Here is a 12753-nt window from a genome sequence, read left to right as displayed (position 1 = left end):
ATATCGTCCAATTGCGGTTGTTCGCCGAGGAGCAGGCCGGCTCCTAAAGCGCGTCGCGTTTGAACGGATTCATGCGACGCGCTTTAAGTTCTTGTTTTTATGCATGTCGTTATCGCAAAACCGCTGCGCACTTTTGCACGACATGCATTAGAGGTATTGCGCGACCTTCTTGCCGACAGTCAGGAAGCGCAGGGGATCGATTGCCTCACCATTGTGGCGAACCTCGTAGTGCAGATGCGGGCCGGTCGAGCGGCCGCTGCTGCCGGTCTTGCCGATGACATCGCCGGCGGCGAGCTTCTGGCCGACCTTCACGTCGATTTCGCTGAGATGCCCGTAGCGCGTCGCAAAGCCCTGGCCGTGGTCGACCTCGACCATACGGCCATAGCCGCCGTTCCAGCCAGCCTTGACGACAACGCCCGGTGCGGTGACCTTGGCAGGCATGCCGATCGGCGCCCTGAAATCCATGCCCGAATGGAGCGCCGCGGTGCCGAGGATCGGATCGGTGCGCACGCCGAACGGGCTGGTGACGGAATGGCCGGGGGCGGGGTTGGCGAGCGGCAGGCGCTGGGCTTCCTTTTTGAGGTGGTCGAGCGCGTCCAACGCCTCGTCGAGTTCCCTAACCTTGCTGTCGAACATCATCGAGCTGTCAACGGGGATCAGCGGGCCGCCGACGTCGCGTTCGTCGCCAAAGTCGCTGTCGACCGGCAGGCCGGCCGCCTCGAGCGTCTGCGAAATCGCATCGGCGTTCTTGTACGCATTGTCGGCGAGCGTGGCGATGCGGGTGAGCTGCTGGTTTTCGATGGCCTTGAGCGACTCGTTGATCGAAACAAAGAGCTTGTCGGCACGGTCGGCAGCGGTGTCGCTGGGCAGCGGGTCGGAGCGGGTCGACCATAGGGAGAACGGCCTGCTGTCACCGGCGCCCAAGCTGGCAACCGTGTAGGCCTGTGGCTGAGCAACGGTGGCGTCGGCGCGTTGATCAGGCTTTGCGGCCGCGCTGCTTGCCGCGGGCGGCGTTCCGACTTCGCTCTCGGCGCGGTCGAGGATTGGCCCGAGGCGGCCGTGGCGCTGGCTGAGCTGGCTCTGGCGTTCCAAGAGCTCGCTCACTTTGGTTTCCATGAGCTGCTGGTCGAGAAGCTGGCGGCTGGTGATCCGGTCGACCTGGGCGCGCAGCGCCGAAATGCGATCCTCGTAAGCCTGCTGCATGCGCGCCTGCCGCGCGGTGGTGGCGCCGATCAGGTCGTCGCGCAGCACAAGGTAAGAGGTCGCCAGCAGGTAACCTATGACAATTGCCGCCAGGGCAGAGCCGCAAAATGCGGCGACCCATGGCCGTATGGTGAAGTGCCTTATCTCGTCGCCCCGGGCGATGATGACCGTGTGGGGCTCCTTGCGCCTGCCGAAGACCGCTGACTGACCGGTTACGTTCACGGGACCAAGCTTTCGTTACGACACCAACGACGAGCCTGATTACACATCATTAAGGTTAACGGTCGGTTGCTTCGGCGCAACCGTTTGCAATTCATGGATGCAGTCACGTTGGCATAAGCAGGTGAGATGCCTGTTGTGGACTGTCGTGCTCCGCGCCGATCTTTTAGGCGATTGGGCGACGGAGTCGGCGTTAAAGCGCGCGCACGGCTTCCAGCACCGCCTCGGCATGGCCCTTGACCCGGACTTGCCGCCAGATCCCGGCAATCCGCCCATCGCGGCCGATCAGGAACGTGGCGCGCTCGACACCCATATATTTGCGGCCATACATCGTCTTCTCGACCCACAGATGATAGGCCTCGATCACCTTGCGTTCCTCGTCGGCGACCAGATCGACGGTGAGGTCGTATTTCGACTTGAACTTGTCGTGCTTCTTGACGCTGTCCGGCGACAGGCCGATGACGGTGGCGCCGGCCTTCTCGAAGTCCGGCTTCAATTGCGAAAAGCCGATTGCCTCGGTCGTGCAGCTCGTGGTGTCGTCCTGCGGATAGAAGTAAAGTACGACCGGCTTGCCCAGCAATGCCGCGAGGCTGAGCGAGCCGCCGCCGTCGCGGGGAAGGTCGAACTGCGGCGCAAGATCGCCTACCTTGAGATCAGCCATATCGATGCCCTTGTTTGTGGTTACGCGCCAAGCCTCATCGATATAATGTCGAGCGGGGATTCGTCCACGATCGAGTTCGTAGAACGGAAAATTGCGTGGATCAGGAGCAACCGCAGCACGAGAAGATCAGATTCAGGCGTGATGAGATCACCGACCTGGGGGCATTCCCGTCCGCGTGCCGTGTGCCGCCGCTCGGCCAGGCGTCGATCGGCCGTGGCGTTCGCATTCTGGCACGGCTGTTCGCTGGCTTTGTTGCCCTTGTTCTGTTGGCCGCCGTCGCGGTGTATATGGTCGGCGTATCGGGCGTCGGCTCCGAACGGTTGCGGACGGAAGCCGAAACGGCCATCGAGAAACTGGCCGGCGTCGACGTCAATGTTGAGGCTGGGCCGGCTCGCCTCACGCTTGACGGGTCGAGTTTCATTGCGCTTCAGGTCAACGATGTCAGCCTCAAGACCGCCGACGGCAAGCCGATGGCCGATGCCGGGCGGGTCCGCTTCGGCATCAGGCTGATACCGCTGCTTTCGGGCGAGGTGCGGCTCACCAGCGCCAGGATTTCCGATGCGCATATCGTGATGGCGGCAATGCCGTCGGGCGGCGACTGGACGGCGGCGCTGCGCAATGAAGATGGCCTCGTCGATCCGGAAAAACTGTCCGAAGCGGTCTTCTCCAACATCAATCACGCACTCGACGCGGTGCGCGAGGATTCGATGCGCCAGATCGACCTCAGCAATGTCGACCTCGTGCTGCCGGAGGCCGGGTCGGTCAAACTGATCAGGATCACTGATGCCTCGGTCTCGCAGTCAGGGCCGGGCGGCATGGAGTTTTCGTCCGACGCCGAAGTCGACAGCAGAATGTTGACGATCGCCGCTTCCGCTACCCGCGACATCGCGACCCGCCGTGTGACCGCACTGGACGCCAGCATGAAGATGGCGGCTGCCGCCGACGCGGCAAGTGCGGCAGGTGGGAAGATGGGCGCGGTCGCCTTGAAGCTGACGGGATCGCAAGGCGGCGGCGAGAATGCATCGCGGCTGACGGCCTCATTGGCGCTCGCCGGCTCCGTGCTCGATCTCGGCCCGCGAGGCTTGCTTCCGGCCGACGTCGACCTCGATGCGACACTTGTCGCCGGCTCGAACAAGATCCAGGTCGACAGACTGCTTTTGAAGACCGGCCGTTCGACATTCGATTTTGCCGGTTCGATCGGCCCGAAGCCGGCCACTGGAAAAGCTGGCGAGGAGCCGTCCTACCGCTACGACCTGACCAGCGACGGTTCGACGCTGGCGCCCTCGGAATCGCCTGAGCCTGCGCTTAATTTCTTTGCCCGCATCGCCGGCGTCTACCAGCCCGAGAGCCACAAGCTCGTCGCCGAGCAGATCGGGATTCGATCCGGGTCCACGAGCGAGGTGCTGGGCACGGCCTCGGTGACATTCGTCGACGGCAAGGCCCCGGGCATATCTGTGGCCCTCAACGTCCACGACATGCCGGTCTCGCATGTCAAGCAGTTGTGGCCATGGTTTTCCGCGCGCAACGCTCGCCTCTGGGTGCTGAAGAACCTGTTCGGCGGCCGCGTCGTCGACGCCAATCTGCAGTTCCAGGTCGTGCCGGGGCGGCTCGGCAACGGCGTTCCGCTTTCAGCGGATGAAGTGTTCGGCCGGTTCCAGATCGAGGGATCGCGCTTCGACACGGCTGGCCGCATTCCGCCGATACGCGATGCCGTCGGCGTCGTCAGCTTCCACGGCAACGATGTCGATATCGCGCTATCCTCGGGCAGTGTCTATATGGCCAGCGGCCGCACGGTGGCGGCAAGCAATGGCACGATGACGGTCAAGGCGGCCAACCGCCCGCCGGTGATCGGCGCCCTGGACATGGATGTGGCCGGCGAGGCACCGGCGATCGCCGAACTGGCGTCCTACGAACCGATCAACGCCATGCGCCATGTCGGCCTGCTGCCGGACGACCTGTCCGGCACGGTGACCGGCCACGTCAAGGCAGACATTCCGCTGCAGTCCGGCGTCGACTCTTCCAAACTCGATTGGCTGGTGGCGCTGGACTACAAGGACCTGTCGCTGGGCAAGTCGTTCGAGGGCCAGACGGTGACGAATGCCGACGGCTCGATCACGGTCGAGCCCGATAAGGCCGTCATCTCCGCCAAGGCACTGCTAAATGGCCTTCCAGCCGAGCTTGACCTGATCGAGCCGCTGGCCAAGGACGGGCCCCCACCCAGCCGCAAAGTGGCGATGGTGCTTGACGACAAGATGCGCGCCACCGCCATGCCCGGCCTGGCGACGCTGCTTTCGGGGACCATCAAGGTTGCGATCGACAAGAACAGCGGCGGCAGCCAGAACGTCTCGGCCGACCTGACCAATGCCAGGCTGGACATTCCCTGGGCCGGCTGGAGCAAGGGGCCTGGCATTCCCGCCAATGTCACCTTCACCTTGACCAAGTCCGGCGACACCACGACGCTGTCCGACTTTGACCTCGACGGAAAGAGCTTCTCGATCGACGGCAGCGTGGTTCTGGTCAAAGGCGCACTGTCATCGGCCCGCTTCAGCAAGGTCACCTTGAACCGGGGCGACGACGTCGCTGTGTCGGTCAAGCGATCGGGCAAGGGCTTTGCGATCGATATCAGCGGCAATGCGCTGGACGCCCGCTCGCTGATCAAGCAATTCACCTCCGATGTCGATACCGCCACCAAGACCACGGGTTCCGACGCGGTTTCCGTCAGTGCCGATGTCAATTTCCTGACCGGCTTCCACAACGAGACACTGTCGAACCTGAAGCTCGACTACAGCGCTGCCGGTTCCAGGGTGAACGGGCTCAAGGTGAGCGCCACGGCAGACTCCGGCGCCGCCATAACCATCAGCAACACGACCGGCGCGGGCCAACGCGCGCTCAACATGAAGTCGGCCGATGCCGGCGCGATCCTGCGCTTTCTCAACATCTATGAACATATGGAGGGTGGTTCGATCACGCTGGCGCTGGCTGGCACCGGCGACGGGCCGATGCGAGGCCAGGTCGATGCCAGCAACTTCTTCGTGGTCAACGAGCCGAAACTTGCCTCGCTCGTGTCGACCACGCCACCTGGCGACAGCCGCAGCCTCAACGAAGCGGTCAAGGGCAAGCTCGACACGTCGCGGGTGATGTTCGAGCGCGGCTTTTCCCAGATCGAAAAGGGCACCGGTTATCTCAAGCTGGCCAATGGCGTTCTGCGCGGCCCGCGCATCGGCACCACCTTTCAGGGCACGCTCTATGATCAGAACAACAATATGGACATGACCGGCACCTTCATGCCGGTCTATGGCCTCAACCGTATTTTCGGCGAGTTGCCGCTGTTCGGCACGCTGCTCGGCAATGGCCGGGATCGCGGCCTGATCGGCGTGACCTACCGGCTCAGGGGCAATGCCAACAAGCCGAAACTGGACGTCAATCCGCTGTCAGTGATCGCGCCCGGGATTTTCAGGTCGATCTTCGAGTACCGATGAGTCAGCGTTCGAATTCGATCCTGGGCGGCTGCTCGTCCGCCCCGACCGCGTTCGTGTCGGTAACCCGATGCGGACGTCCGCGAAGTCGTCCGTCCCTCCGCCGGACGACGCTCCAGAATCACCAGTTGTCGCATTGGTCGTCGCATGACAAAGGAGATGATGCGCGCCAGGTTTCCCATTAAATGGTTGCGTCTTACCTTCGCAGGCGCCGCCCGCGCCTCGATCTGTTCAAAGCCCCATCGTGAATAGGCGCCGGCATAGGGCGCGGTCGTGATCAGCCAAACGGGCTCCCGATCTTCAGCAAGCAACGTATCGATCAACCGTGACGCGATCCCATGGCCACGCGCCTCCTTGGCCACTACGAGCGACCCGAGTTCGCGCGAGCCGTCAGTATGTTTACGCATCTGCACCGCTCCGATGATGCGGCCTTCTGCTACCGCAACCAGGAAGTTCGGCCAATTGATGCCGGTCGGGTTCAGGCGCTCAGAACGCACCAGCGCGCGAATTGCCTGATGGTCTCGCTCGGTCGCACGACGAACGACAATAACCAACTGGTCCATGAAATACGCCTCCTGCACCGCGATCTGATCGCATTTCGGGGGCAGGAAGTAGCAAGAGATGTGTTTCTACCAAATGTCGTTGCGGTCGCGCTTATGTTTCCGCTGGTTGTCGAACGTCTCGAAAGCGGCGGCGGCAAGATAGGTCCGCCTCAATGGGCGTCCGGTGGCGGAGCCTTCGGCGTGACATTGCGCAAAAATGGGACAAGGGCTGTCGCAATGATGAAAGCGACCATGATCACCAGGAACGCATCGGCGTAAGCCATGGTGGACGCCTCACGATAGGCCAGTTGCCAGAGCTGCTTCAGTGACGCGGCATGACCGTCGTCGACTGCACCAGGCAGCTGTCCATAGCGCTGCGCGACGTTGTCGAGGAGGCGCATCGCGGCCTCGTTTTGTGGCGTCAGGTGGGACGCGATCGTGAGGAAATGGAAATTGGTGCGGTAGTTCAGGATCGCACCGCAAATGGCGATGCCGACCGCACCGCCGAGATTGCGCATCGTGTTGAACAGGCCGCTGGCATATTTCAGCCGTTCTGGCGGCAGGCTGCCGAGACCGAGATTGACGCTCGGCGCGACGGCGAAAACCTGCGGGAAACCACGAAAGATTTGCGGCAGGAGCAGTTGCGCGGCGCCCCACTGGCTGGTGATGGCGCTGAAGCTCCACATCGACGCGCCGAAGGATGCAAGCCCGAACATCATCAGCCAGCGTGTATCAAACCGCTTGGCGAGAAAGATATAAACCGGGACACCAACCATCGAAGCGACGCCGGTGGAGAATACGGCCAGCCCGGTCTGCAAGGCGTCATAGCCACGCACATAGCCAAGGAACAGCGGCGTCAGATAGATCGTGGCGAAGATGCCGACACCGGTCACGAACGAGAGGAAGCAGCCGATTGCAAAATTGCGGTTGCCGAAGGCACGGAAATCCACCACCGGCTGCGAATAGGTCAGACTTCGGATGACAAACAGAACCATAGTAATCCCGGCGACCACCGCGCCATTGCGGATTGTTGCATCATCGAACCAGTTCCAGCGCGAGCCCTCCTCGAGAACGTATTCCGCCGTGCCGAGACTGACTGCCATCAACACGATGCCGATGTAGTCGGCGCCCCTCAGCAGCGAGAGATCGGCTTCGTCGATCTTTACGAGGAAGGCGACGAGGATGGTGATGATGGTGCCGGGAACGACGTTGACATAGAACAGCCAATGCCAACTCAGGGTGTCGGTGATCCAGCCGCCAATGACTGGGCCGAGCGTCGGTGCGATCGAAGCGATGCTGCCAACCACCGCCGCTGCATAGACCCGCCTCGGACCCTGGAAATAATGGAACGACGAGGTAAAAACCGTGGGGATCATCGACGCCCCAAGGAGCCCCTGCAGCGCGCGGAAAGCGATCATGCTTTCGATGCTCCAGGCGAGGCCGCAAAGCATGCTGGCCAGCGTGAAGCCGGCAGCCGAGATTGTGAAGAGCCATCTTGTCGAGAACACGCGGGTGAGCCAGCCCGATAGCGGGATAACAATGATTTCCGCCACCAGGTAGGACGTCTGCACCCATCCGATCTGATCCTGGGCGGCCGACAGGCCGCCGCCTATGTCCTGTAGCGACGACGCGACGATCTGGATGTCGAGAAGCGCAATGAACATCCCGACGCACATCACCATGAACGGCAGGATGCTGACGAAGAAGGATTTTGGGGCAGCGCGCTCCGACATGGCGGTCTCAATGCGAGCCGGTATCGACCGTAACCACGGTGGAGAGACCTGGCCGCAGGGCAACTTTCTGCCCCTGATCCGGGTCGATCGTGATCCTGACAGGGACGCGCTGGACGATCTTGGTGAAATTTCCGGTCGCGTTCTGCGCCGGGATGACGCTGAAGATGGCGCCGGTTGCTGGCCCCAGGCTGGAGATGTGGCCCTTGAGCGGCTCATCGGGCGCAACGTCGGTATAGACCGTCGCCGCCTGCCCGTCGGTCATGTTCCGAAGCTGGTCTTCCTTGAAGTTAGCGTCAACCCAGAGTCCCGATGCCGGAACGATCGTCAAGAGATAGCTGCCCGGCGAGACATAGGTGCCGACCTGCGCCAGCCTGTTGCCGACAATGCCGTCGATGGGCGAGCGGATTTCCGTGAAGCCCAGGTCGAGCTGCGCCGTATCGACATCGGCCTTGGCCGCCGCGACCGCGGCTGTCGCTTCCGCAATCTGGGTGTTGAGTACGTCGAGTTGCTGCTTGGCGGCCGCAAGCCCCGCGCGGGAAGCGGCCACCGATGCCTTGGCCTGACCATCTGCCGCGAAGCTTCTCTGGGCGTCCTGCTGCGAACCGGCCCTGGTGCTGGCGAGCACCTGATAGCGTTTCGCATCCTGGGTTGTGAAAACAGCGGCCGCGCTCTTGGCCTCGAGATCGGCCTCGGCTTGCTCGATCACCGAATTCTGCAGCGAAATCTGAGCGCGAAGGTTGTCGAGTGCCGATTGCTGCTGCTGGACCGATGCTTCCGCATGTTCCAACGCCGCCTTGAAGGGCCGGTCGTCGACGCGGATCACGAGCTGACCTGCAGCCACATGCTGGTTGTCCTGGACGAGTATCTCGTCAATATGCCCGGCAACCCTTGGCGCCAGCGGCGTGACGTTGCCGCCGACATAGGCATCATCGGTCGACACGAGAAAGCGGCCGGCCTGCCACCACTGGACACCGTACCACCCGGCAAAGCCTATCGCGATCAGGGCTCCCAACATCAGCAACGGCTTGCGGCGTCTTTTGGCAGGCAAGGGAATCTGGACGGCCGACGGCTGCAACTCGGCCGGGGAGAGAGCCTTGTTCATCTGTTCCGCGCCTCTTCCTGGCTGCGATGAGTCAGCGAGTTGTCGACAAGCGGAAGGCCTGAGCCCTCGCTGCTGAAGCGATATCGCTGCCGCATACGATCGGTAGCCGCAGGCCCCGTCGCCATGGAGAAATCCTCGCTGTCGAGCTCCCTGCCGGTCCGGCGGTCGACCAGAACGGGTTCGGCCCAGCGCCCGTCTGCCCTGTCCACCACCACCAGACTGGGACCTTCAGGCGCCAGATGCCTGTTACCCCAGGCGAGCAAGGCAAGAAGAACCGGGCGAAAATCGCGGGCCTTGGCGGTCAGAACATATTCGTGGCGAATTGGCCGGTCGCAGTAGACACACTTCTCGAACAGCCCGCGCTCAACCAGGCTGTTCAGCCGCCGCGTCAGAATGTTGGGCGCAATGTCCAGGCTCTTTTGAAACTGGTCGAAGCGCGTCAGGCCCTGAAACGCGTCCCGCAAAAGCAGAATGCTCCACCACTCGCCGACGTCATCGAGGCTGCGTGCGATGGGGCAGGGCCGTGTTTCGAAGCTTGTTTTTGCAACCATGGTCAGAAAGTCTCTTTCATAATGAAAGTGACAAATAGCCAAGTAAGTTGCATTATGCAAGTCACCTGGGAGTGATCATGGAAATGGTCGCCAGATTTGGGAAAACGAGATAGATCGAGATCGATTCCCGCGGCGACGACAGACTCCATCGGTGCGCTAGGAAGGGACAGCGGCAGCGCCGCCAATGCATGGCGGCTCCGGGTCGGGAGGCAAAATGCCCGCGACGTGACGTCAGGATGACTTGGTCAGATGCTCGCGTGCTTGCCGAAGAACAGTCTCCGAAAGGTCAGGGTCGCTGACAAACCGCGCAATGGTTGCGGCGCCGATCATCGTTGACAGCATCACCAGAGCCTCGTTCCTGGCATCCTCGGGTAACAGGTCTTCAAGCTGACCGGCAATGGTCTCTGTCATCTCAAGAAAACCGGTCGTCGCCACGTTGCGAACGGCATCTCCGCCCCGCGCCATCTCGCTCCCCAGCGCCACAAATGGGCAGCCGCCGGCCACGTTGTCGCGGTATTCGACCGAAAGGTAGTCCGCAATCGCGGCCCGCAGCCCACCATCGCCGGGCGAAGCTGCCATTGTGCCCTTGATCCGCTCCAGCATCGAACCGATGGCAAGCGCCAGCGATTCCTCGACCACCTGTTCCTTCGATCCGAAGTGCTTGTAGAAACCGCCATGCGTCAGTCCCGCGGCGCCCATGAGGTCGGCCAGGCCGGTCCCGTCAATGCCACCGCGACGGAACTCTTCGGATGCGGCCGCAACGATGCGCTTGCGGGTTTCCGCGGTTTCTTCCTTTGATTTTCTCATGCCGTTCAATCCTTCTCGCGCGGTAACAGACACCTGCTTACTATAGATGCTGGTCGAAATCTAATGGCGGCAGCCTCCTAGCACCAGTGTCCGCGGGGCGTTTGCGCGCCGACGCGCGAAAATCGCAAGGGCGCTTGACATCTTGGATTTCGTATAACATCTAAATTAGATGTCGGGTATCTTCTAAATGGCTCGGCTTTGTGCCCCATCCCAATCCCTTGAAAGGCTGTCATAATGTCCAAAATCATCCTTATTACCGGCGCCAGCAGCGGCTTCGGCGGTGACACCGCGGAGACGCTCGCTCATGCCGGGCACCGTGTCTTCGCCTCCATGCGCGACGTCGCCGGTCGTAACCGGCCCCATGCCGAGGCTCTGCGCGCCAAGGGGATCGAGGTCGTCGAGATTGATGTGACCGACGATAGCTCCGTCGAGCGCGGCGTGGCTTCGGTGCTTGCTCAGGCGGGTTACCTCGACGTCCTCATCAACAACGCGGGCATCGGGTCCGCCGGCATCTCTGAAGCTTTCACCACCGAGCAAGTACGCGCGCTCTTCGATGTGAACGTACTTGGCATCCAACGGACATTGCGGGCCGTCTTGCCGGCGTTCCGGCGCCGGGGTGAGGGGTTGGTGGTGAATATCGGCTCGATCCTCGGCCGGCTGACCTTCCCCTTTTTTGGTCTCTACGGCGCATCAAAGTTCGCGATCGAGGCTTTGACTGAAGGTTACCGCTACGAACTGTCCCAGCTCGGCGTTGACGTGGTCCTCGTCCAGCCGAGCAACTATCCGACGAATATCTTCGCGAGTGCCCAGCAGCCTGATGATTCAGCGCGCAGCATCGCCTATGGCGAGATCGCAGCGATCCCGAACAAGATGGTAGAGACGTTGATGGACCTCTTCCGAGGTGAAAATGCTCCTGATCCACACGACGTGGCTGAGGCCATTGCCCGGATCGTAGAGCTGCCCAATGGCTCGCGCCCGGCGCGCATGGTCGTGGGCCAATCGTTTGGTGCCGACGACATTAACGCTCAAACAGCGCCAATCCAGGCCAAGTTGATTGAAGGTCTCGGTCTGGGCCAGCTCGCCGAGCCAAGCAAGGTCTCGGCAGCGGCTTGAACAGACATTGCGGGCCGGTCTCTAGCCGGCCCGCAATGGGATATGACCACAGCGAAGGTCGATGCGGAGCGACCTGTTCAGACCGGCCGCACCAGAACGTGTTTTTTCTTGCCGAGCGACAGCTTTGCGACCTGTTCCGGACTCATATCCTGACGCGTCACCACCTTGCGGTCGTCGGACACAAGCTGGTCGTTGAGGCGCACGGCGCCGCCCTGGATATGCCGCCGCGCCTCGCCGTTGGACGCGGCAAGGCCGGCAGTGACGAGCAGCGACAAGATGCCGATGCCGCTTTCGAGATCGGCGCTGCCCACCTCGACGGTCGGCAGCGTTTCGGCGAGCGCGCCTTCCTCGAACGTTTTGCGCGCGGTTTCCTCGGCCTCTTGCGCGGCCTCGCGGCCGTGCACGATGGCTGTCGTTTCCGTGGCCAGAACCTTCTTCGCCTCATTGATCTCCGAACCGCCAAGCGCGGCGAGCCGCGCGATCTCGGCCAGCGGCAGGCGGGTGAAGATCTTCAGGAAACGCTCGACGTCGGCGTCCTCGGTGTTGCGCCAGTACTGCCAGAAATCATAGGGCGAGAAGAGATCGCCGTTCAGCCAGACCGCGCCCTTGGCCGATTTGCCCATTTTGGCGCCCGACGATGTCGTCAGCAGCGGCGTGGTCAGGGCGTAGAGCTGCGGCGTGCCCATGCGGTGGCCGAGATCGACGCCGTTGATGATGTTGCCCCACTGGTCCGAGCCGCCCATCTGCAGCCGGCAGCCGTAGCGCTTGCTGAGCTCGACAAAATCATAGCCCTGCAGGATCATGTAGTTGAATTCGAGGAACGACAGCGATTGCTCGCGCTCGAGCCTGAGCTTGACGCTGTCGAAGGTCAGCATGCGGTTGACCGAAAAATGCCGGCCGACATCGCGCAGGAACTCGACATAGTTGAGCTTCATCAGCCAGTCCGCGTTGTTGACCATGATCGCCTCGTTGCGACCATCGCCGAAACGCAGGATGCGGCCAAAGATGCGCTTGATGCCCTCGATATTGGCGGCGATCGCCTCGGGCGTCAAAAGCTGGCGCTGGTCGTCGCGGAAGGAAGGATCGCCGATCATCGAGGTGCCGCCGCCCATCAGGGCGATCGGCCGGTGGCCGGTCTCCTGCAGCCAGTAGAGCATGGTCGCCGAGATCAGATTGCCGATATGCAGGCTGGTCGCCGTCGCGTCATAGCCGACATAGGCGGTCACCGTCTCCTTGGCGAAAAGCTGGTCGAGGCCGGCCTCATCCGAAACCTGGTGGATGAAACCGCGCTCGCTCATGATGCGCAGGAAGTCGGACTTGAAGGCGGACATTGTTTCTTTCCCGAA

Annotated in this window: 10 protein-coding genes; 2 read left to right on the top strand and 8 right to left on the bottom strand. The window is 62.1% G+C overall.

Annotation, left to right across the window (positions count from 1 at the left end):
- Positions 1 to 147: 147 nt before the first annotated feature.
- Together OHD62_RS18475 and OHD62_RS18470 are read right to left on the bottom strand one after the other, a co-directional pair.
- Positions 148 to 1425, bottom strand: coding sequence for a M23 family metallopeptidase (locus OHD62_RS18475; RefSeq protein ID WP_263784557.1), 1278 nt, complete (start codon positions 1423 to 1425; stop codon positions 148 to 150).
- A 190-nt stretch (positions 1426 to 1615) separates the two neighbouring features.
- Positions 1616 to 2083 carry a peroxiredoxin gene (locus OHD62_RS18470; RefSeq protein ID WP_263784555.1) on the bottom strand — a complete coding sequence of 156 codons (468 nt, stop codon included), beginning with the start codon at positions 2081 to 2083 and terminating at the stop codon, positions 1616 to 1618.
- Positions 2084 to 2178: 95 nt separating this feature from the next.
- Here OHD62_RS18470 and OHD62_RS18465 point away from each other — a divergent pair, with 95 nt between their 5' ends.
- Positions 2179 to 5562 (top strand): DUF3971 domain-containing protein, encoded by a 3384-nt coding sequence (locus tag OHD62_RS18465; protein ID WP_263784553.1) that lies wholly within the window; start codon positions 2179 to 2181, stop codon positions 5560 to 5562.
- On the opposite strand, the gene OHD62_RS18460 is transcribed toward OHD62_RS18465, so the two are convergent.
- The 5 genes from OHD62_RS18460 to OHD62_RS18440 form a co-directional block, all read right to left on the bottom strand.
- Positions 5463 to 6122, bottom strand: a complete 660-nt coding sequence (locus tag OHD62_RS18460; protein ID WP_263784550.1) for a GNAT family N-acetyltransferase — start codon at positions 6120 to 6122, stop codon at positions 5463 to 5465. The genes OHD62_RS18465 and OHD62_RS18460 overlap by 100 nt on opposite strands.
- Positions 6123 to 6271: 149 nt before the next feature.
- The gene (locus tag OHD62_RS18455) at positions 6272 to 7834 is read right to left on the bottom strand and encodes a DHA2 family efflux MFS transporter permease subunit (protein ID WP_263784548.1); all 1563 of its coding nucleotides are present in this window, start codon (positions 7832 to 7834) and stop codon (positions 6272 to 6274) included.
- Positions 7835 to 7841: 7 nt separating this feature from the next.
- The gene (locus OHD62_RS18450) at positions 7842 to 8936 is read right to left on the bottom strand and encodes an HlyD family secretion protein (protein ID WP_263784546.1); all 1095 of its coding nucleotides are present in this window, start codon (positions 8934 to 8936) and stop codon (positions 7842 to 7844) included.
- Complete coding sequence (locus tag OHD62_RS18445) at positions 8933 to 9487, bottom strand: winged helix-turn-helix transcriptional regulator (RefSeq protein ID WP_263786720.1); 555 nt, start codon at positions 9485 to 9487, stop codon at positions 8933 to 8935. Before OHD62_RS18445 ends, OHD62_RS18450 begins: the two co-directional genes overlap by 4 nt.
- A gap of 231 nt (positions 9488 to 9718) precedes the next feature.
- A complete protein-coding gene (locus tag OHD62_RS18440; RefSeq protein WP_263784544.1) occupies positions 9719 to 10294 on the bottom strand; it encodes a TetR/AcrR family transcriptional regulator in 576 nt (191 codons plus the stop codon).
- Between the two features lie 234 nt (positions 10295 to 10528).
- Here OHD62_RS18440 and OHD62_RS18435 point away from each other — a divergent pair, with 234 nt between their 5' ends.
- A complete protein-coding gene (locus OHD62_RS18435; protein ID WP_263784542.1) occupies positions 10529 to 11407 on the top strand; it encodes an SDR family oxidoreductase in 879 nt (292 codons plus the stop codon).
- Positions 11408 to 11484: 77 nt separating this feature from the next.
- Here OHD62_RS18435 and tyrS read toward each other — a convergent pair whose 3' ends face one another.
- Complete coding sequence (gene tyrS / locus OHD62_RS18430; protein WP_263784540.1) at positions 11485 to 12738, bottom strand: tyrosine--tRNA ligase; 1254 nt, start codon at positions 12736 to 12738, stop codon at positions 11485 to 11487.
- Positions 12739 to 12753 lie beyond the last annotated feature (15 nt).

The sequence above is a fragment of the Mesorhizobium sp. YC-39 genome (assembly GCF_025753795.1).
Lineage (GTDB): Bacteria > Pseudomonadota > Alphaproteobacteria > Rhizobiales > Rhizobiaceae > Mesorhizobium.
This window is presented reverse-complemented; position numbering and strand designations above follow the sequence as displayed.